Annotated in this window: 24 protein-coding genes; 9 read left to right on the forward strand and 15 right to left on the reverse strand. The window is 65.8% G+C overall.

Features of this window, described 5'->3' with window-relative positions; all coding sequences use genetic code 11:
- The first annotated feature begins 17 nt into the window (after positions 1 to 17).
- Genes tcdA through ACZ46Y_RS03530 form a run of 3 tightly spaced genes read left to right on the forward strand, consistent with a single transcriptional unit; the run spans position 18 to position 1,320 of the window.
- Positions 18 to 899 (forward strand): tRNA cyclic N6-threonylcarbamoyladenosine(37) synthase TcdA, encoded by an 882-nt coding sequence (gene tcdA, locus ACZ46Y_RS03520; RefSeq protein WP_311954198.1) that lies wholly within the window; start codon positions 18 to 20, stop codon positions 897 to 899.
- Positions 900 to 901: 2 nt separating this feature from the next.
- The gene (locus ACZ46Y_RS03525; protein ID WP_311954201.1) at positions 902 to 1,117 is read left to right on the forward strand and encodes a DUF1653 domain-containing protein; all 216 of its coding nucleotides are present in this window, start codon (positions 902 to 904) and stop codon (positions 1,115 to 1,117) included.
- Between the two features lie 35 nt (positions 1,118 to 1,152).
- Positions 1,153 to 1,320 (forward strand): hypothetical protein, encoded by a 168-nt coding sequence (locus ACZ46Y_RS03530; RefSeq protein WP_311954205.1) that lies wholly within the window; start codon positions 1,153 to 1,155, stop codon positions 1,318 to 1,320.
- On the opposite strand, the gene ACZ46Y_RS03535 is transcribed toward ACZ46Y_RS03530, so the two are convergent.
- Both ACZ46Y_RS03535 and ACZ46Y_RS03540 read right to left on the reverse strand, forming a co-directional pair.
- Positions 1,286 to 1,918, reverse strand: coding sequence for a class I SAM-dependent methyltransferase (locus tag ACZ46Y_RS03535; RefSeq protein ID WP_311954209.1), 633 nt, complete (start codon positions 1,916 to 1,918; stop codon positions 1,286 to 1,288). The two genes, ACZ46Y_RS03530 and ACZ46Y_RS03535, sit on opposite strands and share 35 nt — an antisense overlap.
- 186 nt (positions 1,919 to 2,104) lie before the next feature.
- Entirely contained in the window at positions 2,105 to 3,292 is a 1,188-nt protein-coding gene (locus tag ACZ46Y_RS03540) for a DcaP family trimeric outer membrane transporter (RefSeq protein WP_311954213.1), read from the reverse strand.
- Positions 3,293 to 3,573: 281 nt separating this feature from the next.
- On the opposite strand from ACZ46Y_RS03540, the gene ACZ46Y_RS03545 reads away from it, so the two are divergent.
- The 3 genes from ACZ46Y_RS03545 (at position 3,574) to ACZ46Y_RS03555 (ending at position 6,680) form a co-directional block, all read left to right on the forward strand.
- On the forward strand, positions 3,574 to 4,089 hold the full coding sequence (locus tag ACZ46Y_RS03545; RefSeq protein ID WP_311954217.1) for a CIA30 family protein: 516 nt from the start codon (positions 3,574 to 3,576) through the stop codon (positions 4,087 to 4,089).
- A gap of 78 nt (positions 4,090 to 4,167) precedes the next feature.
- The gene (gene aceK, locus ACZ46Y_RS03550) at positions 4,168 to 5,916 is read left to right on the forward strand and encodes a bifunctional isocitrate dehydrogenase kinase/phosphatase (RefSeq protein ID WP_311954220.1); all 1,749 of its coding nucleotides are present in this window, start codon (positions 4,168 to 4,170) and stop codon (positions 5,914 to 5,916) included.
- Positions 5,917 to 5,951: 35 nt separating this feature from the next.
- Positions 5,952 to 6,680, forward strand: coding sequence for an SIR2 family NAD-dependent protein deacylase (locus ACZ46Y_RS03555; protein WP_311954223.1), 729 nt, complete (start codon positions 5,952 to 5,954; stop codon positions 6,678 to 6,680).
- Between the two features lie 27 nt (positions 6,681 to 6,707).
- Here the strand turns inward: ACZ46Y_RS03555 and ACZ46Y_RS03560 are convergent, their stop codons facing one another.
- Positions 6,708 to 9,173: a molybdopterin guanine dinucleotide-containing S/N-oxide reductase gene (locus ACZ46Y_RS03560; RefSeq protein ID WP_311954228.1), complete on the reverse strand. Its 2,466-nt coding sequence runs from the start codon at positions 9,171 to 9,173 to the stop codon at positions 6,708 to 6,710.
- Entirely contained in the window at positions 9,173 to 10,312 is a 1,140-nt protein-coding gene (locus ACZ46Y_RS03565) for a NapC/NirT family cytochrome c (protein WP_311954230.1), read from the reverse strand. Before ACZ46Y_RS03565 ends, ACZ46Y_RS03560 begins: the two co-directional genes overlap by 1 nt.
- 220 nt (positions 10,313 to 10,532) lie before the next feature.
- On the opposite strand from ACZ46Y_RS03565, the gene ACZ46Y_RS03570 reads away from it, so the two are divergent.
- Entirely contained in the window at positions 10,533 to 11,432 is a 900-nt protein-coding gene (locus ACZ46Y_RS03570; protein ID WP_311954233.1) for a prenyltransferase, read from the forward strand.
- Here ACZ46Y_RS03570 and bioA read toward each other — a convergent pair.
- The 6 genes from bioA to bioB all read right to left on the reverse strand — a co-directional run bounded on the left by bioA (position 11,429) and on the right by bioB (position 17,221).
- On the reverse strand, positions 11,429 to 12,730 hold the full coding sequence (gene bioA, locus ACZ46Y_RS03575) for an adenosylmethionine--8-amino-7-oxononanoate transaminase (protein ID WP_311954237.1): 1,302 nt from the start codon (positions 12,728 to 12,730) through the stop codon (positions 11,429 to 11,431). The two genes, ACZ46Y_RS03570 and bioA, sit on opposite strands and share 4 nt — an antisense overlap.
- Positions 12,727 to 13,434, reverse strand: a complete 708-nt coding sequence (gene bioD / locus ACZ46Y_RS03580; protein WP_311954240.1) for a dethiobiotin synthase — start codon at positions 13,432 to 13,434, stop codon at positions 12,727 to 12,729. The genes bioA and bioD overlap by 4 nt, the downstream gene beginning before the upstream one ends.
- Entirely contained in the window at positions 13,431 to 14,228 is a 798-nt protein-coding gene (locus tag ACZ46Y_RS03585) for a methyltransferase domain-containing protein (RefSeq protein ID WP_311954243.1), read from the reverse strand. The genes bioD and ACZ46Y_RS03585 overlap by 4 nt, the downstream gene beginning before the upstream one ends.
- Positions 14,225 to 14,998: an alpha/beta fold hydrolase gene (locus ACZ46Y_RS03590; protein ID WP_311954246.1), complete on the reverse strand. Its 774-nt coding sequence runs from the start codon at positions 14,996 to 14,998 to the stop codon at positions 14,225 to 14,227. Before ACZ46Y_RS03590 ends, ACZ46Y_RS03585 begins: the two co-directional genes overlap by 4 nt.
- A complete protein-coding gene (bioF, locus tag ACZ46Y_RS03595; RefSeq protein ID WP_464380084.1) occupies positions 14,995 to 16,053 on the reverse strand; it encodes an 8-amino-7-oxononanoate synthase in 1,059 nt (352 codons plus the stop codon). Before bioF ends, ACZ46Y_RS03590 begins: the two co-directional genes overlap by 4 nt.
- Positions 16,054 to 16,159: 106 nt before the next feature.
- Positions 16,160 to 17,221 carry a biotin synthase BioB gene (gene bioB, locus ACZ46Y_RS03600; RefSeq protein ID WP_311954251.1) on the reverse strand — a complete coding sequence of 354 codons (1,062 nt, stop codon included), beginning with the start codon at positions 17,219 to 17,221 and terminating at the stop codon, positions 16,160 to 16,162.
- A 193-nt stretch (positions 17,222 to 17,414) separates the two neighbouring features.
- On the opposite strand from bioB, the gene ACZ46Y_RS03605 reads away from it, so the two are divergent.
- Both ACZ46Y_RS03605 and ACZ46Y_RS03610 read left to right on the forward strand, forming a co-directional pair.
- Positions 17,415 to 18,158 carry a tRNA-uridine aminocarboxypropyltransferase gene (locus ACZ46Y_RS03605; protein ID WP_311954255.1) on the forward strand — a complete coding sequence of 248 codons (744 nt, stop codon included), beginning with the start codon at positions 17,415 to 17,417 and terminating at the stop codon, positions 18,156 to 18,158.
- The gene (locus tag ACZ46Y_RS03610) at positions 18,145 to 19,098 is read left to right on the forward strand and encodes a bile acid:sodium symporter family protein (RefSeq protein ID WP_311954358.1); all 954 of its coding nucleotides are present in this window, start codon (positions 18,145 to 18,147) and stop codon (positions 19,096 to 19,098) included. The genes ACZ46Y_RS03605 and ACZ46Y_RS03610 overlap by 14 nt, the downstream gene beginning before the upstream one ends.
- 24 nt (positions 19,099 to 19,122) lie before the next feature.
- Here ACZ46Y_RS03610 and ACZ46Y_RS03615 read toward each other — a convergent pair whose 3' ends face one another.
- The 5 genes from ACZ46Y_RS03615 to ACZ46Y_RS03635 all read right to left on the reverse strand — a co-directional run bounded on the left by ACZ46Y_RS03615 (position 19,123) and on the right by ACZ46Y_RS03635 (position 24,489).
- The gene (locus ACZ46Y_RS03615; protein WP_311954259.1) at positions 19,123 to 20,013 is read right to left on the reverse strand and encodes a DMT family transporter; all 891 of its coding nucleotides are present in this window, start codon (positions 20,011 to 20,013) and stop codon (positions 19,123 to 19,125) included.
- 5 nt (positions 20,014 to 20,018) lie between these two features.
- Complete coding sequence (locus ACZ46Y_RS03620) at positions 20,019 to 21,254, reverse strand: TraB/GumN family protein (protein ID WP_311954262.1); 1,236 nt, start codon at positions 21,252 to 21,254, stop codon at positions 20,019 to 20,021.
- A 37-nt stretch (positions 21,255 to 21,291) separates the two neighbouring features.
- Positions 21,292 to 22,740: a TrkH family potassium uptake protein gene (locus ACZ46Y_RS03625; RefSeq protein ID WP_311954265.1), complete on the reverse strand. Its 1,449-nt coding sequence runs from the start codon at positions 22,738 to 22,740 to the stop codon at positions 21,292 to 21,294.
- A gap of 63 nt (positions 22,741 to 22,803) precedes the next feature.
- On the reverse strand, positions 22,804 to 24,177 hold the full coding sequence (trkA, locus tag ACZ46Y_RS03630) for a Trk system potassium transporter TrkA (protein ID WP_311954267.1): 1,374 nt from the start codon (positions 24,175 to 24,177) through the stop codon (positions 22,804 to 22,806).
- Between the two features lie 108 nt (positions 24,178 to 24,285).
- Positions 24,286 to 24,489, reverse strand: a complete 204-nt coding sequence (locus tag ACZ46Y_RS03635) for a dodecin (protein WP_311954269.1) — start codon at positions 24,487 to 24,489, stop codon at positions 24,286 to 24,288.
- Between the last annotated feature and the right edge of the window lie 38 nt (positions 24,490 to 24,527).

Genomic DNA, 24,527 nt, shown 5'->3' on the forward strand with positions numbered 1-24,527 from the left:
ACGTCATGAGAACCCCAATGGCTGCAACCGAGACAATACCGGCGCCCGTTGAAGCGCCGGCGCCGGCCGATGACTATAGCCTGCGCTTTGGCGGTATCCGCCGGCTTTACGGCACCCGGGCCGCCGAGGCCTTTCGCCACGCCCATGTGGTCGTGGTCGGCGTGGGCGGCGTCGGCTGCTGGACGGTCGAGGCGCTGGCCCGCTCCGGGGTGGGCAAGCTCACCCTGATTGATCTGGACGACGTCTGCGTGTCCAACGTTAACCGCCAGCTGCATGCCCTGGACGGCACCGTGGGCCGGCCCAAGGTCGAGGTGCTCGCCGAGCGCTGCCGGCTGATCGCTCCCGAGATCGAAGTGGTGGCGGATGCCGCCTTTGCCACGCCGACCAACCTGGAAGCGCGCATTCCCCAAGGCGCCAGCCACGTGGTCGACGCCATCGACAGCGTGGTCGCCAAGGCCGCGCTGATTGCCTTTTGCAAGCGGCGCAAAATACCGCTGACCGTGACCGGCGCGGCCGGCGGGCAGACGGATCCCACGCGGATTCAGGTGGCGGATCTGGCGCGCACTCAGCAAGACCCTCTGCTGGCCAGAACCCGCGCCCGGCTGCGCCGGGAGTTCGGCTTTTCGCGCAATCCCAAGCGGCGCTTTGCGGTCGAGTGCGTCTACTCCGACGAGCAGCTGACCTACCCGGCCCCGGACGGCGAGGTGTGCGGGCAAAAGCCCGCCGGCGGGGAGTCCATGCGGCTTGACTGCGCCAGCGGCTTTGGCGCCGCTACTTTCGTGACCGGCACCTTCGGCTTTACGGCCGCCTCCCGGGTGCTTGCTCGGCTGGCCAAAAACGCCCGGGCCCGAGGCGAGGCGACGGCCGGTGCTTCATCCACTCTGTCGGTAGAGGGGTAGCCATGAACCCGGTTCCCGGTATTTATCGTCACTACAAGGGGCCGCTGTACGAAGTGCTGGGCGGCGCGCAGCACAGCGAAACCGAAGAGCGGCTGGTGGTCTACCGCGCGCTTTACGGCGACTACGGCCTCTGGGTGCGCCCGCTTGCCATGTTCAACGAAACGGTGGAAAAAGACGGCAGGCGGCAGCCGCGCTTTGCTCTGGAAAAGGCGTTTTAACGGCTTTGGCCCCGATTTTTATCAAGGATTCTGTCATGCGGATCAGCTTCTGGAAGCGCCTTGCCTTCTACATCCTGGTGTCTCTGGTCATCATGGTGCTGTTAAGCCTCTTTGCCGAGGACAGCGACGCCCGAGCAGGCATGGCGATAGCCGACGCGACGGCGTGCGCTAGCGCGCTGCCGGCGGCGCCTTGGTGGCGATAAGCGCGCGCACCACCGAGCCCATCAGCACCGGCGTGTCGCGCTTGACGGTAAAGCCGGCGTCCTCGAGCAGCGGCGTGGCCCGGCGGGTAATGTCGGTGGCGATGGCCGAGGTGGCGGCGTTGAGCAGGCGCCGTCCGGCCCCGGCGGGGCGGTGATCGGGCTGGAACTTGTCCAGCAGGCAAAGCTGGCCGCCGGGTTTGAGCACCCGGTACGCCTCCGCCAGCCCGCGGGCCGGGTCGGGCATGACCGCGAGGATAAAGTGCATCACCACGACGTCGAAGTACGCGTCGGGATAGTCAAGCGCCTCGGCGTCCATCACCTCGCAGTCCAGGTCGCGGCCCAGGCGCGCCGCCCGGTCGGCGGTGCGCTTGATCATGGCCGCCGACAGGTCGGTGGCGTGCACTCGGGTATCTGGCGGCAGCAGCGGCAGATCGAGCCCGGTGCCCGCGCCCGTGAGCAGCACGCGCATGCCCGGCTCCCAGGCCACCTGGCTCAGCGCCGCTTCCCGGGGCTTTTGCAGCACCCGCGCCGCCACCGCGTCGTAAACCGGGGCGTAGGCGGTATAGCGCAGGCGATTCCAGGCGGTGGTGTTGAACATGGCAGGAGACCCTCAAGGCCGGAAGTGTGACGTCGGGTCGAGTCTAGCCCAGCGTCGGGGTGAACCCCAGACGTAAAAAACCCCGAAGGCCGAACGGGGCGTCCGGCTAGCGGGGTGTCTTGCTGCGAGGCATTCGATCTTGCTACGTCAAACAGCAGGCTAGCGCCCTGTCAGGCGGTTTGCCGCTTAAAAGTCATACTGGGTGGCGAACAGCACGCGGTTGGCTTCGCTGGTATCGCCGCCCCGGGTTTCCTGGTGATAGTAGCCGTACTCGACGCCCATCATGACGTTGTTCACCGGCGTCCACTGGTAGTTGAGCATGGCGTTCTGGTTCTTTTCGGCGGCCTCATTGGTCATGGCGCCGGCGGACACCGCGTCGTCCAGATCCAGCTTGGTCATGCCGTAGCCCAGGTTGATGCTGCGGCCCTGGCCAAGATCCAGGCTGGTACCCAGCGAGCCGCCGTAGCCCTTGATGGTTTCGATGTCGCTGCCGTCAACGTAGGCGCTGGAGCCGTAGAAGTTGTTGCCCGAGCGGTACAGGTAGTCGTTGGCGCCGTCGGTCGCGTTCACCGCGCCGTGCACCGCGATCATGTCGTTGAGGTCGAGCGTCAGGGCGCCGAAGACGCCGTAGCCGATGGCGCTGTCGTCGCTGGTAGCGTCGTCGGCGCTTACGCGGTTGACCAGGCCCGCGGCGGAGTAGGACACCGCTCCGGCGGAGTCTTCAACGCGCGCGGTGAGCACCGGCGCCGACTGGCGGGTGTCGGCGAAGTTTGCAACGCCTTCGCGGTCCAGTTCACTATCCGGGCCTGGGGTGCCGGCGGCAATATCGGGGCCGCGTACGGCGTCCTCCAGGGAGAAGGACAGCGGGCCGGTGGTATAGCGGACCTGCTCAGTACGGTCCTGGAGGCCGGCAAGCCCCGCCAGGCTGTCAAAGTCCAGCGTGGGGGTAGCGCCGACGAAGCTGTTGTAGTTGGACCAGGTCCGGCCCGCGAGGAAGCCGCGGTATTCGCCGTAGGCGTGACGCAGGCGGAAGTCACCGCCGTCGCCGCCGCGGAAGCCACCCTCTACGGTGAGGTCGACGCCCGTGGCGTGCTTGACCTTGACGCCCAGGCGGCTCTGGTAAGCGTCAGCGCCGAAGTGGCCCTTGTCGTCGTTGTCCATGTCGAAGGTGCCGGCGCGGGTGCTTACCGCGTTGTCGCCGTCAAAGTCGTAGCTCATGTTCAGGCGCGCGAAGCCGTAGAGGCTGACCTCCGTGTCATCGGTGACGTTCAGGTCAACGGCGCTGGCCTGGCCGGCGAAACCAAGTGCCGTCGCAACAGCGGCCGTTTGGATGGCGAACTTGAGCGTGTTCTTCTTTGGCATGGTCTTTGGCATGGTTATCGTTCCCTTTTCCTTCTGTTTTGTGGAGTTAGAATGATTTATTATGTCTTTTTGTAATATAGATAGCCTAACGAAGTTTTTTTATGTTTCAAGGGTCGTGTTTTAACAAACGCTTTAAAAGCCGTTTTTTTATCCCATGTTTTACAAATCGTGTTTTTATAAACTGTTTTACGACTTTGTTTTAAGAAGGCGCCGATAAAGGCGACGTTAACCGCCGATTATTATCCGCTTGCGATAGCATCGGCGCGAACGTAAATAGACGGCGAGGAGGCCGCATGAGCGACTTGCATTTTGCCCCGCTAGCCGGGGAAGCGGCTGAGGAAGAGGCCCGGCGCTGGTACGCGGTCAACGACGGCGTGATGGGCGGCGAATCGAAAAGCGGCTTTCAGGTGGCACAGGGGGAGGGGCGCTTTGTGGGCGAAACCTCGCTTGCCAACGGCGGCGGCTTTGCCTCGATCCGCCGGGAGCCGACGGCTTTCGAGCCGTCGCTGGCAGGCGCCGGCGGCGTGGCACTACGCGTCTACGGCGACGGCCGCACCTACCAGCTGCGGTTGAAAAGCCGCGCCCTGGACGAGGGCAGCGCCTACCGCGTGGCGTTTACCCCGGAGGCCGGCGAATGGCAGACGTGGCGCTTTGCCTGGCACGAGTTCGAAGCCGTCCGCCGGGGCAAGCACCTAAGCGATGCGCCGGCGCTGGCGCCGGGCGACATCTATCAGCTGGGTCTGCTGATCGCCGACCGCCGGGCCGGCGCGTTCTGCCTGCGCCTGGCGCACATCGCGGCTGTGGCCTGACGCTTTCGGTGCCACCAAAGTCGTCTCGTACGCGAGCGCCGCTTCGGCGAAGCTTTAGGAAACGCACAGGAGGCGCCCGTGAAACTTTCCGCTGCCTATCGCCTTGCCGCGACCGTGCTCCACGGCTTTGACGAATACCGCGCGCGCTTTCAGGCCATTACCCGGGACGCCAGCCGGCGCTTTTGCACCGCCGCCTGGCAGGAAACCCAGCGCGCCAGCGCCGAGCGCATCAACCTGTACAGAGAGAAGGTGGACGGCACCCGGGAGCGTTTGCAGCGCACCTTCAGCCGGGACGTGCTGACCGACTGCGAATACTGGCGCGAAGCGCGCGGCCACTACGCTGAGCTGATCAGCCAGCGGCTTGACTACGAGCTTGCCGAAACGTTTTTCAACTCGCTGTTCTGCGCCGTTTTCAAGCATCGCCACATCCGCAACGACTGGGTGTTTGTCTACAGTTCCCGGGTTGATGCGGCGCGGCGCTCGGGGATCGAGCTTTGCCGGCGGCGGCGGGTCGACGGCGACTGGCAGGCGGCGCTGGTCTGGGCGCTTGACGAGGCGCCGCTGGCGCTGCCCTTTGCCGATCTTTCCCGGGATACCGGCCTTGGCGCGGCCTTTCTGCGCGAGCATCTGCCCCCGGCCATTCTCGGGGCGGACGATGCCGAGCTTGAGCTTTTGCACAGCGTATTTTACCGCAACAAGGGCGCGTACCTGGTGGGGCGGATCCGCGGCGGCGGCGAGCAGGTGCCGCTGGCGCTGCCGGTGCTCCACGATGGGGCTCCCAACGAGCAGCACCGCCTGAAGCTGGATACCGTGCTTATCGAGCCCGACGAAGTCTCGATTCTGTTTTCCTTCACCCGGGCGTATTTCCAGGTCGACGTCCCCGTGCCCGGCGAGTTCGTCAGCTACCTGCAGGATTTGATGCCGCGCAAGTCGGCAAGCGAGCTTTACGCGGCGATCGGTTTTTTCAAGCACGGCAAGACCGAGTTTTTCCGCACGCTCAACCGCCAGGTAGCCCGGCGCGAAGACCGCTTTATTCTCGCCCCGGGGATCCCCGGCATGGTGATGGCGGTGTTTGTGCTGCCGTCCCACCGCACGGTGTTCAAGATTATCCGCGACGTCTTCGATCCGGCCAAGGACATTACCCATCAGGGGGTCCGGGAAAAATACCGGCTGGTCAAGCGCCACGACCGGGTCGGGCGCATGGCCGACACCCAGGAGTTCTCCAACTTCATTACCCGCAAGGATCACTTCGACCCGGAGTGTCTTGACCACCTGCTGGAAACTGCCCCCTCCAAGGTTTCGATGAAGGGCGACAAGGTGCTGATCCGCCACTGCTATACCGAGCGCATGATGACGCCGCTCAACCTCTACCTGGAGCAGTGCGACGAAGAGGAGGTGCGCACCGTGCTCAACGACTACGGCAACGCCATCAAGCAGCTGGCGGCGGCCAATATCTTCCCCGGCGACATGCTGCTGAAAAACTTCGGCGTGACCCGCCACGGCCGGGTCATCTTCTACGACTACGACGAAATCAGCTATCTCACCGACTGCTGCTTCCGCGCCATGCCGCGCACCCCCGGCGGGCAGCTGGCCGACGCCTCGGGGCTGTCCATCGGCCCCTACGATATTTTCCCTGAAGAGTTCGGCCCTTTCATGATTGCCAACCCGGAGCGCCGGGCGCTTTTCTACCGCCTGCACCCGGAGCTTTTTGATCCGGCCTACTGGCAGGGGCTGCAGCAGGACGTGCGCGACGGCCGGGTGATCGACGTATACCCCTACCGCAACAAGCAGCGGTTTAACGGCGGCGCTGACGCGCTGGTACACTGACCGCCGTCAACCATCAACGGGAGCGTAAGATAACCATGAGCAAAGCGCCGCATCTGGTGGTATTCAGCGGTTCGGGGATCAGCGTGGAAAGCGGCATCAAGACGTTTCGCGCAAGCGACGGCCTCTGGGAAGAGCATAACGTGCAAGACGTGGCGACCCCGGAGGGCTTCGAGCGCGACCCGGCCCTGGTGCTCGAGTTTTATAACCGCCGCCGGGAGCAGGTGCGCAAGGCGCAGCCCAACGCCGCCCACCGAGCGCTTGCCGAGCTTGAGGCCGCGGGGTTTCGCGTCAGCGTCATTACCCAGAATATCGACGATCTGCACGAGCGTGCCGGCTCGCAGCAGGTGCTGCACCTGCACGGCGAGATACTGAACGCGCGCTCGAGCGTGGACGAGCGCATGCGCTATCCGCTCGCCAAGGGCGGCATTGCTCTGGGTGATCTGTGCGACAAGGGCAGCCAGCTGCGCCCGGACGTGGTGTGGTTCGGCGAGGCCGTGCCGCTGTTTGAGGAGGCCTGCGCGCTGGTGGCCGAGGCAGATTTCCTGCTGGTGGTGGGCACCTCCCTGGCGGTGATGCCGGCGGCCACGCTGCTTTACTACCTGGGACCGAAAGTGCCCTGCGCGCTGGTGGACCCGAGCGCCGACGCGCTGAGCCCGCCGGGCGTGGCGCCGATAAGCGCCGCCGCCGGGCAGGGCGTGCCGGCGCTCGTTGAGCAGTGGCAGCGCGCGGGAAGCCTGGCGCTGCCAACAGCAGACGGGAAGTAGCACGCCCTTTTCCAGGGCGTGCCGGGGTCAGGCCGCGCCGGTCGGCGGGTCGAAGGCGGTAAGCTCGGGGGCGGTACCGGTGAATTTCTCGAACTCCACCAGCGCGGTATAGCCGCAGGTGCCCTGGGCGAGCTTGGACGTGCCGCGGTCGACGACCAGTACGTTCATGTTGCCGTTCTTGCACAGCGCGTTGTCGCTGTCGTCGGCGGGGTCGTACCAGGCGCCCTCGTGTATGGCGATCACGCGCCGCTTGATGCCCTCATCGAGCACCGCGCCGCAGAGGATCTGGCCGCGGTCGTTGTACACCCTCACCAGGTCGCCGTCGGCGATGTCCCGCTCGGCGGCGTCGTCCGGGTGGAGGAACACCGGCTCGCGGTTGGCCACGGCGTACTCGTCGCGCAGGCGGGTGTAGTTGAGCTGGGAGTGCAGCCGATACGCCAGGTGCGGAGTCATCAGGTGGACCGGATGCTCCGGCGTGGCATTGCCCAGATACTCCACCGGCTCGAGCCATGAGGCGTGGCCCAGGCAGTCGTCGTAGTTCATGGCGTCGATGGTCTCGGAAAAGATCTCGATCTTGCCGGAAGGCGTGCCCAGCGGATTGAGGATAGGGTCCTCGCGGAAATCGGCGTGGCGCACCCAGTCGGCGCGGCTCGAATCGACCGGGTTCTTGATAATGGCGTTTTCTTCCCAGAACTGCTGGAAGCGCGGCATCCGCACGCGCTGGGCGCGGGCAACGTCTGCCGCCTGTTCATAGAAGTGCTTGACCCAGCCAATTTGCGTCCGGCCTTCGCTATATTCCTGCTCAACGCCGAACCGCGCGGAAAGCTCGCGAAACACTTCGTAGTCGTCCCGGGCTTCGTGCTGGGGCTCGACCACCTTTTTCATCGGCACGATGTGCATGTTGGAGAAATCACCGGTCATGGTGATGTCGTCGCGCTCGTAGCTGGTGGTGATCGGCAGCACGATATCGGCGTGCTTGGCGGTGGCGGTCCAGTAGGGCTCGGAGACGATGACCACCTCGGGCTTTTGCCAGGCCTGGCGCAGGCGGTTGGTGTCCTGGTGGTGGTGGAAGGGGTTGCCGCCGCACCACCAGATCAGACGGAGGTCGGGCAGCGTCACCTTGCCGCCGTTGTAGTCCATCTGCTCGCCGGGGTTTTCCAGGGCGTGAACAATGCGCGCCACCGGCAGCGTGTATTCGCTGGTGTCTTCGATCTGGTCGGCCAGGTGCGGCGCGTCGGGCGTGGCGCTGATGCCCGGTACGACGATGGCTTCGTGGGGCGGGACGCCGCCGTTGGAATAGTGGTAGCTGAAGCCGAAGCCGCCGCCGGGCAGGCCGATCTGGCCGAGCATGGCGGCAAGCGTCACCAGCGTCCAGTGGGGCTGCTCGCCCTTGTCGGCGCGCTGCATCGCCCAGCCGGCCATGAGCATGGTGCGGTTGTCGGCAAACAGCGCGGCCAGCTCGCGGATCTTGTCGGCGGGCACGTCGCAGATGGCCGCGGCCCATTCCGGCGTTTTCTCGGTGCCATCGTCCTCACCGCGGAGGTAAGCGGCGAAGCGCTCGAAGCCCACGGTGTATTCGTCGAGGAAGGCCGGGTCGTGGCGCTCGGTGGTCAAAAGCTCGTGGGCGATGCCCAGCATCAGCGGCACGTCGGTGGTCGGGTTGGGCGCTATCCACTCGGCGCGGTCGCCGAAAAAGCGCGCGGTTTCCGAGTACATGGGGTCGACGATGATGATGCGCTTGCCGCTGTCGCGCAGCTTTTCGAAATACAGCCGGCCTTTCTCGTCGGAGCTGGTCCAGGCGATCTCGAGGGTGTTCATCGGGTTCGCGCTCATGATCATGACCACGTCCGAGTGCTCGAGGATCACCGGCCAGGTGGTTTGCGGCACGGTGGTTTCGGCGTTGCCCATCACGTGGGGCATGATCACGCTGATCGCGCCGGTGGAGTAGGAGTTGACGCGGTCGACGTAGCCGCCGGTGAGCCGCAGAAAACGCTGCAGGAGCGTTTGGGCGGCGTGCAGGCTGCCCGACGAGTACCAGCCGTAGGAGCCGCCCCAGATCGATTTGGCGCCGTGCTCCTGGCGTACGCGGCGCAGCTGCTGCTCGACCAGGTCGTAGGCGCGCTCCCAGCTCACGGCGACAAACTCGTCCTTGCCGCGCTTTCCATCGGGGTTTTCGACGTCGTCGAGGCCGTCGAGAAAGCCCTTGCGCACCATCGGCTGCTTGACGCGCACGCGGTGGTGTACCTGGTCGGCGACTACGCTCTGCAGGTAGTTTTCCCGGCGGTCAGCCAGCGCCGGCCCCGACTCGGTGATCCGCCCGTTTTCGACGGTGACTTTAAGCGGCCCCCAGTGCGCGGCGGTGATGACGGTTTTTGCCGGCTCCTGGGCAAAGGCGCGCAGGGCGCTGGCGGGTGATACAAGCGCGGCCGCGGCGACGAAGCTGCTGCCGCCCTTGAGAAAAGTGCGTCGCTTCATGTTCCAGAGGGTATTCATCAGTGAGTCTCCTGCTTGGGCATGTCGTTGGCATGGATTTGCAGATAGAACGTCAACAGGGCTTTGTCGTCGTCGCTGATCGAGGTGCGATCGGCGTAGGCGTCAACCATGCTTGGCCACTGGTTGGCGGTGTAGTCCTTGGGCCCCTTGACGGAGTGGCAGCTACCGCAGTAGGCGTTGTTGAGCTCTTCGCCGTAGTCCCAGATCGCCTGAGCGTCTGCGACCATGGCGTCGGGCTGGACCCAGCCCGTTAGCTGCGCGTGCTTCCAGCCGGCGTCGTTGTCATCCGCCTCAACGCTCAGGCGCTGCTGCCCGGCATCGGCGATGGAGGCCGAAAGAATGCGCTTGCCGGGGTGGCGATAAAGAACCCGGTCGGCATCCGGCGGCTGATAGCCTTTGAGGCGAACCTGGCGCCAGTCGCCGTCCTGCTCGAGGATGTCAAGCGGTGTGCTCGGCAGGATGCGGGCCATTGGCGCGTTGTCATCGCGGTGCTCGAACAGCGCGTGCTGGCGGATGGGATAGAGCGTATCCGGGCTTTTCGGCAGGTTGGCGGCCAGCTGGCTGAGCTTGCCCGACGCTGCCTTGGCTTCGTCGCCCAGATCAGGCGGAAAGTGCGCGATGCCGCGGTGGCAGCTGATGCAGGTGTCGCCGCTGTCCGCCATGGAGCGGTGTTCGCTTGCCGCCTTGGGGCTCTGTTCGTAGAGATCCCAGTGCTCGCTGTTGTGACAGCTGCGGCAGGTGCGCGAGTCGTTGGCCTCCATCTCGGCCCACACCTTTTTCGCCATCTCGGCGCGCTTTTGCTCGTAAGCGTCGGCGTCGGAAATGCCGCCTCTCATTTCAGCGATCACGTCGCTGATGCCGCTGGTCATCTTCTTTTCCAGATAGGCGAAGCCCTCGTGGGGAATGTGGCAGTCGGCGCAGCCGGCCTGGATGCCCTTGGCGTTGGCAAAGTGGTTGGTGCCTTGCCACTCCTCGTAGGGAACGTCCATGGAGTGGCAGCTGACGCAGAACTCGTTGGTCGAGGTCGCCTTGAGCGACCACTGCGTGCCGTAGAGGGCTGCTGCACCGATGCAGGCGCCGATGGCGAGCAGGCCGGCCCCCCACACGAAGCTCTTGCGGCGGGGTTTTTTTTCTTTCATGTGTTTTCCTTCATGCTGTGCCACGGACTGACTCTGTTTATTAACAATATATCAGCTTATATGAAAATATAGATTGATTTATGTCAGACTTGCGTCGTAACACGGCGTATTCCCGACGTTAAAAGCGGTTGGGCGTTGTTTATTGGGATATCCTGCCACGCCGATTCCGCCCTGGGCGGATTGAATACCGTTTTATCGCGGCCGCAACCGGAGAGAGTCCATGCAAAACATTGCCGCCATCTGGCAGGCGTCGCGCCCCAGCTTTCTTGTGTTGGCCCCGCTGTGCGTGCTGCTGGGAGTGGTCGTGGCGGTGGCCCAGGGAGCGGCCCCCGCCGGGCAGAAGATAGCGCTGGTGATGCTGGGCGGTCTGCTGGGGCACGCCGCCGTCAACTGGCTCAACGAGTACGACGACTATCGTTCGGGGCTTGACTTCACCACCGCGCGCACGCCGTTTTCCGGGGGCAGCGGGACCCTGCCGGCAATGCCGTCAGCGGCCGTTTGGGTGCTTGCGGCCGGCGCGCTCAGCCTGCTGGGGGTGGTGCTGATCGGCGTCTATTTTATCTGGCTGCGCGGGGCGGCGCTGCTTTACCCGGGGGTGCTGGGTATTGCGCTGGTGGTGGCGTATACCCGCTGGCTGACGCGCTCGCCGGCGCTGTGCCTGCTGGCGCCGGGGCTGGGCTTTGGCCCGGTCATGGTCGTCGGTACCGTGCTGGCGCTGGGCGGGCATCTCGACGCCACCGCTGCCTGCGTGGCGCTGGTGGCCTGGCTTTTGACCAGCGAGCTTTTGCTGGTCAACCAGTTTCCCGATGTCGAAGCCGACGAGGATCACGGGCGGCGCCACTTGCCGATTCTGCTGGGGCGGCGGCGGGCCTCGCGCTGGGTCACGGCCATGCTGCTGGCAAGCTATGCGGTGGTGGCGCTGGGGCTGCTGCTGGGGTGGCTGCCGTGGCCCACAGCCGTCGCGCTGCTGCCGCTGCCGGTCGCCGTGTGGCTGGGGCACGGGATCAGCGCCGACTGCGACGCGCCGTCCCGGCTGCCGTTCTGGATGGGCATCAACGTGGCCACGCTGCTGGGCACGCTGGCGCTGCTGAACCTGGGGATCGTGCTCGGCTTTGTCTAGCCGGCCGGTCGATCGCGGTGCGCCAAAAACCAGGCTTTCATCACGTCGGTAATGGTCGTCATTTGCGCTTCGGTGGTGATGTAGGCGGGCATGGTGTAGAGGTAGCGGTTAAAGGCCCGCAGCCACACGCCGCGCGCTCGAGCGAAGTCGCGCAGGCCGTCGAGATCCGCCGCGTCGTGGACCTCGATCACCGCCGCCGCGCCCAGCACGCGCACGTCCGCTACCGCGGGATTCGCGGCAAGCTCGGCGTCTTCGCAAAGCTCCCGGGTTAGCACCGCGCTTAGCCGGGCGATCTTCTCCAGATAGTTCTCCTCCTCAAACACCGCCAGGCTCTCCAACGCCACCCGGCAGGCCAGCGGGTTGCCCATGAAGGTCGGCCCGTGCATCAAGGCGTGGATGTCGCTTTCGCCTCTGAAGGCGTCGTGTACGCGGTCGGTGGCCAGGGTCGCGGCGTGGCCGAGATAGCCGCCGGTGAGCCCCTTGGACAGCACCATGATGTCCGGCGTCACCTCGGCGTGGTCGGCGGCGAACAGCTTGCCGGTGCGGCCAAAGCCGGTGGCTACCTCGTCAAACACCAGCAGCACGTTGAACTCGTCGCACAATTTGCGCGCGCCGCGCAGGTAGTGCGGCGAGGTCATGTTGAGCCCGCCGGCGGCCTGCAACAAAGGCTCCATCAGCAGCGCGGCGATCTCGTGATGGTGGGATTCCAGCACTTCGCGCAGCGCGGCCAGGTCGCTCTCGACGCCTTCGGGCGCGGCGTCAAAGGGGGCCGTGGGCGCGGGAGCAAAATGGTGCTGGGGCAGCAGCGGGCTGAACAGCTTGTGCATGCCGTTGTCCGGATCGCACACCGCCATGCAGCCGCTGGTATCGCCGTGGTAGCCGCGCTTGAGCGCGAGCATGCGGGTTTTTTGCGGGCTGCCGGTGAGGATGTGGTACTGCAGCGCCATTTTCATCGCCACTTCCATGCCCACCGAGCCGCTGTCGATGAAAAATACGTGGTGGAGCCCCGCGGGCGTGACGCGCACCAGCGCTCGAGCGAGCCGTTCGGCGGGATCGTGGGTCAGCCCCGCGAGCATCACGTGGCTTAGCGTCTCGGCCTGCTCGGCGATGGCGCGGGTTAGCCGCGGGTGGCGGTAGCCGTGGATCATGCACCACCAGGAGCAGCAGGCGTCCAGCAGCCACTCGCCGCCCTCAAGCTCAAAATAGACGCCGTCGCCGCCGACTACCTTGGGTGGCGTAGCGGCCTGATCGGTGGAATGGCTCAGGCGTTGGTAGGGGTGCCAAACGGGGGAGGTCATGCGGGCTCCTGTGCGGTCAGACAAGAAAGGCTGAGATAGTGAGAGGCCGCCTCGGCGCCGGGGGCGTCAAGGTGGGGAATCACGCCGAGACACGGCGCGCCGAGCCGGTCTTCCAGCAGCTCAAGGTTGGCGCTAAAGCGCGGCGTGTCGGCGGCAAAATCGGCTTCCAATACGCTGCCCGCCCAGCCGGCAAGGGTCAGACCGTCGGCGGCGATGGCTTCCGCCGTGAGCCGCGCGTGGTTAATACAGCCAAGGGTTAGCCCCACGGTGAGAATCACCGGAAGATCCAGCCGCGCGGCCAGGTCGGCGAAGTCTTCGGCCTCGTTGAGCGGCACCCGCCAGCCGCCGGCGCCTTCGATCAGGCACAAGTCCCGCGGGTGGCGCTCAAGGGTGCTGTGTAGGCCGTTGGCCAAACCGCCGGCGCTGAGCGTGCAGCCGGCCTCATCCGCCGCCAGATGCGGGGCAATAGCCGGCGCAAAGGCGTGGGGGTTGACGGTGTCATAGCTCACCGCCGGCACGCTTTGCGCCTGCAGCGCCAGCGCGTCGGCGTTGCGCAGGCCGCTCGGGGTGGCGTCGCTGCCCGAGGCCACGGGCTTGAGCCCCAGCGTGCTCAAACCCTGTTGCCGAGCGGCGCACAGCAGCGCGCTGGTGACCAGAGTTTTGCCCGCGTCGGTGTTGGTGCCGGTAACAAAGTAGGCGTTCACGGGCGCTCCAAGGTAAGCGTTAAGCAGCGGTAGCTGACGGGCAGACCTTCGGGCGTGCGCCGCTGCTCCATGCGTTGGGTGGCCGCCTTGAGATCCCGACGGGTTAGTCCCTTGCTTTGCGGGCGGGCGATTTGCGCGCCCACGCCCTTGATCGAGGCCATCACCGCGGCCATGTCCGGGTAGTAAAAGCGCTCAAGGTGGGTGCGCTCGCGGGTCAGCCTGAGCCCTGCGGCATCGGCGGCACAACGGTGGTCGGCCCGGCTTGTATAGTCGAGTAATGCGCCGGGGCGATTGAAGGCCGCGCCGATTTCTTCAAGCGTGCCGGCCAGCAGGGTAGTGAATACCGCACGCCCGCCGGGGGCGAGCACCCGGGCGAACTCGGCCATGACCGCGTCAATGTCCCGGCACCACTGCAGCGCGAGGTTGGAAAAAATCAGCTCGACGCTCTGGTCGCCTGCCGGCAGGGCCTCGGCGCCGCCTTCGCGAAAGCGTACCCGCCCGCCGCGCTTGCGCGCCTGGGCGAGCATGCCCGGGGCGATGTCCACGCCGGTCACGGTTGCCGCTGGGTAGCGCTCGGCCAGCCTTCGCGTCCAGCCGCCGGTGGCACAGCCCACGTCCACCACGCTTTGAGCCGTGCCCGGCAGGCGCTGCCACAGCCCCTCGCCGATGCGGCGCTGGGCGCTGGCGCGTTCATCATAGAGCTCGGCCGCGCGGGAAAACGCCCGGGCCACGCGCGCCTGCCAGTCGCCGCTGGGTGCGTTGGTGGTATTGTCCAATAAGGCAAGGGTGCTCATGAGGCCTCCCCAGGCTGGGTCATTTCAGCCGCGATGCGGCACAGCGCGTCCACTAATGCCGCGGGCTGGGAAACCATCGGGCAGTGGCCGGCTTGAGCCATTTGCTCGCCTGCCGTCGTCTCACCAGCGGGCGGCTGATTTAGGAAGGGGTCGTTTTCCCCGGCAAGCGTGGCCACGGGGCAGGGCAGCGTTTGCAGCCGTTCGCGGTTATCCAACGTTTCCAGAAAGCCAAGCCCCGCGGCAAGGGTGGGGGTATCCGCCGGCGGGGTTTTGCCTAAAAGCGCGTGCAATCGTTTTAGGGCGGTGCGGGGCTCGGGCTCGCCGCTGCTTTGCCAGCGCAGAAAGTGCCGCCAGGCGGCGCTGGGGCTGCGCTGAAAGGCGGAGGTAAACTCGGCAAGGGCTTGGGGGGTAACGCCGTTAGGCGAGCAGAACTGTGCGCCGGCGCCGAGCAGAATAATGCCCTGGGGCGGCGGCAGGTGGTCGGTCATGGCCACGGCCAAAAGCCCGCCCAGCGACCAGCCCACCCACACGCTGTTTTGTGGAAGGCTCGCGGCCATGGCGCTGGCCGTGGCGGCAATATCGGCGCTGGCAGAAAGATCGGCCGTGGTAGAAAGTTCGGCCGGGTCGGCAAGGGCAGGGTGGCTTTCGTATCCCGGCCAGTTGGGGGCAGCGACGCCCACGCCTTCTGGCCAGTGGGGCTGCAAAGGCTGCCAGACGCGGGCGTCCACGCCCCAGCCGTGGAGTAGGGTAAGCGTTAAGCCTTGGCTCATGGGGCGTCCTCCCGCCGGCAGCGCCCAAGGCCGTCAAGCAGCCGCTTGATATCGGCCCCGGTGTGCCGCGCGCTTAAGGTTATGCGCAGCCGCGCCTGGCCCTTTGGCACCGTGGGCGGGCGAATCGCGCCGACCGCTAAACCGGCGGCTTCAAGTTCGGCGGCCCAGCGCAGGGTGCGCGCTTCATCGCCCAGCATCAGCGGCTGAATGGGCGTGATGGAGTCGGCCAGCGGCAGGTTCAGGCGCGCGGCTTCGCGGCGGAAGAGCGCGACGTTGGCCTCAAGGCGCGCCCGACGCTCGGGCTCGCCGCGCACGATATTCAGCGCCTCAAGGGTGGCGGCGGTGACGGCGGGCGGCTGGGCGGTGGTGTACACGTAGCTGCGGGCGAACTGGGTAATATGCTCGATCAGCCCGGCGTCGCCGGCGACAAAGGCCCCGCCGGTGCCCAGCGCCTTGCCGAAGGTGCCCACCAGTAGCGGCACCTCAGCCGCACCCATACCTTCGGTGCAGCCGCCGCCGGACTCCCCCAGCACGCCGACGCCGTGGGCATCGTCGACCATCAGCAAGGCTGAGTGACGCTTGGCGGTGGCGGCCAGCTCGGCCACGTTGGCGATATCGCCGTCCATGCTGAACACGCCGTCGCTGATGACGAGCTTGCGTGCGGCACCGCTGCGCGACAGCAGCCGCTCAAGATCTTTGCCGTCGCGGTGGTGAAAGCGCCGCGAGCGCGCGCCGGCAAGGGCCGCGCCGTCGATCAAGGAGGCGTGGTTGAGCCGATCCTGAAAAATCGCCGTGTCGCGGTCGGCCAGCGCTTGAATCACGCCGAGGTTGGCCATGTAGCCGGTGGAGAATAAAAGCGCCCGCTCGCGCCCCAGCCACTCGGCCAGCTTGCGCTCAAGGGTTTCGTGTACGGCCAAATGCCCGCTGACCAGGTGCGAGGCCCCCGCGCCCGCGCCAAAGCGGCGGGCTCCCTCGGCGGTGGCTTCGCGCACTCTCGGTTCAAGCGCAAGGCCGAGGTAGTCGTTGCCGGCAAAGTCCAGCGCGGCATCCAGCATCACCCGGCGGGTGCGCCAGCGGTTGGCCTGCTGGCGCTGGTGTCGGGCGTTTGCGAGGTGCTCATGCCACGGCTGCGGGGCACTAGCGGGGCGTTCTGCGACTGGCTCAGGCACTGGCGTCCACCGCTAGCGCGTTGGCTTTGGCCAGGTGCAGCTGCCGGGCCAGCTGGGCGGCCTCGGCGTCGTCTGCGCCGGCGTGGACGGCGTCGCGGGTTTCCGGGTGCAGGCCGAGCTTGTGAAACAGCGCGCGGTCGCGGTCGGCCTGAGGGTTGTCGGTGGTCAGCAGCTTGTCGCCGTAAAAGATCGAGTTGGCCCCGGCCATAAACGCCAGCGCCTGGGTCGATTCGCTCATGTTCTCGCGCCCGGCAGACAGCCGCACGTGGCTTTGCGGCATCATGATCCGTGCCACGGCAATGGCGCGGACGAACTCCAGCGGGTCGAGGTCTTCGACGTTTTCCAGCGGCGTGCCCGGCACCTTGACCAGCATGTTGATGGGCACGGACTCCGGGTGCGGGTTAAGGCTTGCCAGCTGCTGAAGCAAAGCGCTTCTGTCGCGATGGCTTTCGCCCATGCCCAGAATGCCGCCGGTGCAGACCTTCATCCCCGCGCTGCGCACGTGGTCGAGGGTTTCCAGCCGCTTGCCGAAGGTGCGGGTGGTGATGATCTCGCCGTAGTATTCCGGCGAGGTGTCGAGGTTGTGGTTGTAGTAGTCGAGCCCCGCCGCGGCGAGCTTTTCGGCCTGCTTGTCGCTGACGCTACCCAGCGTCATACAGGTCTCAAGCCCCAGCGCCTTGACCTGGCGGACCATTTCTTCCACCGCCGGCATATCGCGCTCGCGCGGGCTTTTCCACGCTGCCCCCATGCAGAAACGGCTGGCGCCGGCCGCCTTGGCCGCCCGTGCCTGGGTCACGACCTTGTCCACCTCCATCAGCTTTTCCTTCCCCAGCCCGGTGTTGTAGTGGCCGGACTGGGGGCAGTACTTGCAGTCTTCCGGGCAGGCGCCGGTCTTGATCGACAGCAGCGTGGAAATTTGCACCGCGTTGGGCTCGAAGTGGGCGCGGTGAGTTTGCTGGGCGCGCAGCAGCAGATCGTTAAACGGCAGGGCGAACAGCGCGCTGATCTCGTCAATCGACCAGTCATGGCGCTGCCGGGAGGCGGTTGCGGGCATGAGTAAACCTTTTTCGTATTTAAAGTTGACGGAACTTTAGCGATGCGCCGTATTCCGTGTCAACCCGAAAAAATAAAATGGTTTACATAGCGAGCCATGGATACGGCTGATGCGAACAGGCCGCGTGCTAATAGCGTCGTCACGCTGGGGCGGCTGCTTTATACTGCGAGTCTTTTGCCGACTCGGAGGCCGTATGAATACGCCCGACGCCACCTTTACCCGGGGCGAATTCAAGGCGCGGGGCAGCTTCGTGGTGCGCTGCGAGGGCTGCAACCTGCCGGCGCTCAACTGCCTCTGCCCCTACCGGGTGAGCGCCCCAAGCCGTGCTCGGGTGTGGCTTTTAACCCACCGCATGGAGCATTACAAACCCACCAACACCGGCCGGCTGATCGGCGACGTGTTGGAAGATACCCGGGTGTTTACCTGGCATCGTACCGAGCCCGACGCCGAGCTTTTGGCGCTTTTGCAAGACGAGCGCTACGCGCCCTTTGTGGTATTTCCCGACGATCAGCCCGACTACGATAATGACCGGATGGTGGATAATCGTGCGGTCGGCAAGGCGCAGAGAGAGGGCCGCGTGCCGGTGTATCTCCTGCTCGACGGCACCTGGCGCCAGGCCCGGCGGATCTTTCGCAAAAGCCCCTATCTGGACGCCTTGCCGGTGCTGCCGCTGCGCACCGCGCGGCAAAGCCGCTACCGGCTGCGCAAATCCGCCCTGGCCGAGCATTTAAGCACCGCCGAAGTCGCCGCGGAGCTGTTGCGCCAGAACGGCGATAGTGAGGCCGCCAGCGCCCTCGACGACTACTTCGAGGCGTTTAACGAAAGCTACGCCGCCAGCCGCGGCCACCGCAAAATCGACGCGCCCAGCCCCGCCATGCAGCGGCTGCTGGCGAGGCAAACCCGAGTAGAGGATGACAGCAATAATGCAGTATTTTGAGCGCTTTAACCGGCTTTTCCCCGTCTGGGCGGTGCTCTTGGCCGCCGTTGCGGCCGTAGTGCCGGACTGGTTTACGGGCATGTCGGGGCAGATCCAGCTGCTGCTGACGGTGATCATGTTTTCCATGGGGCTGACGCTTTCCGGGTGCGACTTTGCCCGGGTGGTGAAATCCCCCGCGCCGATTCTGGTGGGCGTGGCGCTGCAGTTTCTGATCATGCCGCTGGCGGCGCTTTTAATCTCGCTTTTGCTTTCGCTCTCGCCCGAGCTGACCCTGGGCATGGTGCTGGTGGGCGCCACGGCCGGCGGCACCTCGTCCAACGTCATGGCCTGGCTTGCCGGCGGGCGCGTGGCACTATCGGTATCGATGACCATGGTGTCAACGCTGGTTTCGGTGGTTGCTACGCCGCTGTTGACGCTGCTATTGATCGGGCACAGCGTCGACGTGCCGACCCTGGGGATGCTGGCGAGCATCGCCCAGCTGGTCGTGATACCGGTGGCGGCCGGGGTGGTGGTGCACCACTTTCTGGGGGCGCGTATCCGGGCGGTAGAGCCGGGCCTTGCGACGCTTGCCATGCTTTCCATCGTGCTGATTATCGCCATTGTGGTGGCGCTGAACGCCGACCGCTTGCTAACGCTGGGGCCGACGGTGGCGCTGGCGGTGGTGCTGCACAACGGCGTGGGGCTTGCCGGCGGCTACGGCATGGCCAAGGCGGCGCACTTTGACGAACGCACCGCGCGCACCATTGCCTTTGAGGTTGGACTGCAAAATTCGGGGCTGGCGGTCAGCCTGGCGAGCCAGTTCTTTACCGCTGGGGCGGCGCTGCCGGGGGCCATTTTCTCGGTGTGGCACAACGTCTCGGGTTCGGTGCTCGCCGGCTGGTGGAAGCGTCGCCCGGTGCCTAAAGCAGAGGAGCCGGGCGCCGGCGCGCCGGGGGAGTGAGCAAAGCCAGCGCCGAGCAGTGCTTTACGCCGGGCTGCGGCGCAGCGCCGAGACGATCCGGCGCCAGCGGCTGATCAGCAGGGCGGCAAAAATCAGCCCGCAGCCGCCAAGCTGCAGCGCAGTCATGGTCTCGCCGAACCACAGGGCGGAAAACAGCGCCGTCCACACCGCTTCCAGCATCAGGATGACCGAGGCATGGCTTGGCGTGGTCAGGCTTTGCCCCTTGATCTGGAGGAAAAACCGCAGCGCGGTGGCGGGGATGGCGCTAGCCAGAAACCAGCCCAGAACGGCCGGCGTCAGCTGGTAGCTCCCGTGCTCCAGGAGCAGAGACGTCGGGGTGAGAACCACGCCAACCACCAGCAGCTGCAGGGCGGTGAGCGGCAGCGCCGGCAGGTGGCGCACCACGCGGATGTTGGCGTTGATCAACAGGGCAAAGCACGCTGCCGAGCACAGCATGAACAGCTGGCCCGCCTCGAGCCGGAAGCCGGCGTTGAGCGACAGCAGCGAAAAACCCAGGAGGGCCACCGGCAGCGCGACCCAGGTGGGGCGCGGCGGCTTCTCGCCGAACAGCAGCAGGGCGACCACGGGCACCATGAGGATGCCCAAACTGTTGATAAAGGCGCTTTCGCCCAGGTGGCTCGAGTGCGCAAGCCCGAGCACCCAGAAGCCAATGGCGGCGCTGAACAGAAGCCCCACCAGCAGCCCGCGATAAAGCGCGGAGCGGGACAGCTGCCGCAGCCCCGACCAGGCCATGCCGGCCAGCAGGAGGCCCGCCAGTAAAAAGCGCGTGCCGATAAAGCCCACCGGCGGCATCCCGGCCAGCGCTTCCTTGGAAAAAATCCAGCCGGCGGCGGCAATCATGGTGACGAGCAGCAGCAGGGCATCGGCCTGCCATAGCGTGCGGGGGCGTTGCATCAGCGTTATCCGAACAGCGCGCCGGCGATGCGGAAGCCGGCGATCCAGGTGCCGGCGGCGGAGCCCAGGGTCGCGAGCAGAAACACCAGCAGGGTGCGCGAGACCCGGTTTTGCCACCAGCCCTTGAGCCGGGTGACGTCGTGGCGCAGGGTGGCGAAGTCGCGCACCTTGGGCCGGCGCATATAGAGCTCCACCCCGGCGGCAACGAAGCCCGCGCCGATGGTGGGGTTGAGCGAGGTGAGCGGCGCGGCGAAGAACGTCGCCACCACGGTCACCGGGTGGGCAAGGGCGGCAACGGTGGCGCCGGCAGAAAGCACGCCGTTGATCAAAAACCACTCGCTGACCAGCTGCCAGCCAAGCTCGGTATTGCGCGAAAAGCCCAGCGCAAAGCCGGCAATCACCAGCGCCGAGATCACCCAGGGCAGCGCTTTCCAGAGCTTCGACGGCGGCGGAGTGGCCTCCAGGGTTTCGCGCTCTTCCGCCGGGCTTTCCGGCAGCGGCGCCGAGAGGTGCTCTTCGGTGCCCTGGAGGTGGCCGGCGCCCAGCACCACCAGCACGTTAGCGTAGCGCCCGGGCGGGGCGGTTTCGGCCAGGCGCAGGGCCATGTAGCGGTCGCGCTCGCGGATCAGCGGCGTGTAGAGCGCCTCGGACTCGGCGGCGAACTCGCTGAAGGTGGCCTCGAGCACGTCGCTTTCCTTGAGCTTTTCGATCTCTTCGCCGGAAATTTTCTGGCGCGACAGCACGCTGCCGAGAAGCCCCGACAGCAGGCCGAAACGCTGCCACCAGGGCACGCTGTGATACACCCGCTTGAGTGTGGTGCCCACGTCGCGGTCGATCAGCAGCAGCGGCAGCCGGGTGCGCTCGGCCTGCTCCACGGCGGCGCGCATTTCCGCGCCGGGCTGAATGCCCGACTGGTCGGCAATGCGCTGCTGGAAGGCGCCCAGCGCCAGGCTTGCCGCCACCATGCCGGCCTTGCCCTGCTTGAATACCTGGAAGAGATCCTGCTCGCCCATGGCGTCGGGCTGGGTCAGGCTCTGGTGGCGGGCGGCGCACAGCTCGATGGCCACGGCGTCGAAGGCCCCGGTGGCAAGCAGCGCCTCGACGTCGTCGGCGCTTTCCCGGGAGACGTGGGCGGTGCCCAGCAGCGTGTAGTGCGTGTTGCCCACGGTGACGGTGTGCAGCGGCCCGCTGGTCGCGGGCAGCGCCTCTGGCGCGGGTGACAGAACGTGATCTTCGCTCATGCAGGAGGTCTCAATCGTCGACAAATGAACGACGCCGCTAGCGGCGCCAGAAAGCGGGGGTAAACAAAACCAGGACGGTAAAGATTTCCAGGCGGCCAAGGAGCATGGCCAGCACCAGCACCCACTTGGCAAAGCCGGGCAGGTTGCCGTAGTGGGTGCTGGCCTCGCCCAGCGCCGGGCCCAGGTTGTTGAGCGCCGAGCCCACGGCGGACCAGGCGGTAATCTGGTCGACTCCGGTGGCCATGACGCCCACCATCATCAGAAAAAACAGCATCACATAGACCGAGAAAAATCCCCATACCGCCTGGGCCACGCTGTCGGGAACGCTGACCTTGCCCACCTTCACCGCAATCACCGCGTTGGGGTGAATCAGCCGCATGATTTCGCGCATGCCCTGCTTCAGGATCAAGATGATGCGGATGACCTTCATCCCCCCGGCGGTGGAGCCGGAGCAGCCGCCGACAAAGGCCGCCACGAACAGTAGAAACGGCAGCGCCCCGGGCCAGGTGGAGAAGTCCGCCACGGAAAAGCCGGTGGTGGTGGCAACCGATACCACCTCAAACAGCGCGTGGCGCATCCCCAGGGGGCTTTGGTAGGTCTGGGTCAGCCACAGGGTGAACACCGTGATGCTGACCAGCCCCAGCAGGAACAGCATCAAAAACCGCGCTTCGGGATCCTGAAAATAGTGCAGCAGGCGCTTTTCCCGCCAGGCAATAAAGTGCAGGCTGAAGCTGAACGCCGAAATCAGCATGAAGCCGGCGCAGATCAGCTCCACGGCGGCGCTGTCGAAAAAGCCGATGCTGGCATCGTGGGTGGAGAACCCGCCGATGGCCACGGTAGAAAAGCTGTGCCCCAGGGCGTCGAACCAGCCCATGCCCGCGGCCATGTAGGCCAGCATGCAGGCCACGGTCAGGGTGGCGTAAATGTACCACAGCGCCTTGGCGGTCTCGGTGATGCGCGGGGTGAGCTTGGAGTCCTTCAGCGGGCCGGGTATTTCGGTGCGATAAAGCGCCATCCCGCCCACGCCAAGGGTCGGCAGAATGGCGACGGCGAGCACCACGATGCCCATGCCGCCCAGCCACTGCAGCTGCTGGCGGTAGTAGCGGACGGACTCGGGCAGAAAGTCGATCCCGGTGATCACCGTGGCGCCGGTGGTAGTGAGCCCGGAAAACGACTCGAATACCGCATCGGTAAACGACAGCGCCCCTTCGCCGAACAGCATCAGCGGCAGCGAGCCGAAAAGCGCGAGCACCGCCCAGAACATGGCCGCGATCAGAAAGCCGTCGCGGATGCGCAGCTCCTTGCGCGCGCGGCGGTTGGGCAGGTACAGCACCAGGCCGGTGAACACGGTGATCGCGATCCCCAGGCTGAAGGCATTCCACACGCCGTCGCGAAACCACAGCGAGATCAGCATCGGCGGCAGCATGGTAAGGCTGAACAGCATCAGCAACAGCCCCAGAATACGCAGAATCACCCGCAGGCTCATGGTCGGCGCGGCTCCTTGTGATCGCGGTGGCGCAGCACGTGTGGCATGGCAGAAAACGGCATGTCAGAAAAAGGTCAGCCCGACCTGGAACAGGCGCTCGACGTCGCGGATGCGGCGCTTGTCGATGACGAACAGGATGACGTGATCGCCTGACTCTATCACGACGTCGCGCCGGGCAATCATCACTTTGCGGCGGCGCACCACCGCGCCGATGGTGGTGCCTTCGGGCAGGTCGATCTCGCCGATGCTGCGGCCCACCACCCGGGACGACTGCTTGTCGCCGTGGGCGATGGCCTCGATGGCCTCGGCCGCTCCCCGACGCAGGGAGTGGACGTTGACGATGTCGCCCCGGCGTACGTGGGTGAGCAGGCTGCCGATGGTGGCCTGCTGGGGCGAGATGGCGATGTCGATTTCGCCGCCCTGAACCAGATCGACGTAGGCGGCGTTGTTGATCAGGGTGAGCACCTTCTTGGCGCCCAGGCGCTTGGCCAGAAGCGACGACATGATGTTGACCTCGTCGTCGTTGGTCAGCGCGCAGAAGATATCGCAGTCTTCGATGTTTTCTTCTTCCAGCAGGCGCTTGCTAGTGGCGCCGCCGTGAAGCACCACGGTGCGGTCCAGGCGCTCGGAGAGCTGGGTGCAGCGCTTGAGGTTATGCTCGATGATCTTGACCTGGTGGTTGTGCTCGAGATGTTCGGCCAGACGCTCGCCGATGTTGCCGCCGCCGGCGATGACGATACGGCGGAAAGTACGCTCGAGGCGGCGCAGCTCGCTCATCACCGCGCGGATATCCCGCCGGGCAGCGAGAAAGAAAACCTCGTCGTCGGCCTCGATGACGGTGTCGCCCCGGGGGATGATCGGCCGGTTGCGCCGGTAGATGGCGGCCACCCGGGTATCGACGTTGGGCATGTGGCGGCGCAAAAAGCCCAGGTTCTGGCCCACCAGCGGGCCGCCGTAGAAGGCCTTGACCGCCACCAGCTGGACCAGCCCGCCGGCAAACTCGAGCACCTGAAGCGCCCCGGGATGCTCGATCAGCCGGCGGACGTGGTCGGTGACCACCTGCTCGGGGCTGATCAGCACGTCGATGGGAATGGCCTCGTGGGCAAAAAGCCCCTTGCGCGTGAGGTACGCCGTGGTGCGCACCCGGGCGATCTTCGTCGGGGTGCGAAACAGGGTGTGCGCCACCTGGCAGGCGATCATGTTGATTTCGTCGGTGTTGGTCACCGCGATCAGCATGTCGGCGTCCTCGCAGCCGGCCTCGCGCAGCGTGTTGGGGTAGGAGCCGGGGCCGACCACGGTGCGGATGTCGAGCCGGGTATGCAGCCCGCGCAGGCGCTCGCCGTCGGTGTCCACCACGGTGATGTCGTTTTCTTCGCGGGCCAGGTGTTCCGCCAGGGTGCCGCCGACCTGGCCGGCCCCGAGAATGATGATCTTCATCGCGTCTCAGCGTCTGCAGCAAAAGGACGGCGCTTTCGCGCCGTCCCGGGTAAGGCGGCCGGCCTGAACCGGCCGCGGAGGAAAGAGCAGGCCGCCCTGGCGGGGCGGTTATTCAATCGTGAAGCCGACCTTGACGGTAACCTGCCAGTGCGCGACCCGGTTGTCTTCGATGTGCCCCCGGGTTTCGACGACTTCGAACCAGCGCATGTTGTGCAGGGTTTCCGCGGCCTTGGTAAGGGCGCGCTGGACGGCGTCTTCGATACTTTTTTCCGAGGTGCCGATCAGCTCGACGTGTTTGTAAACGTTGCTCATTTCTACTCTCCTTTACGAACCGAATAGCGCTTGGTGAT

It is taken from the genome of Halomonas garicola, assembly GCF_055382465.1.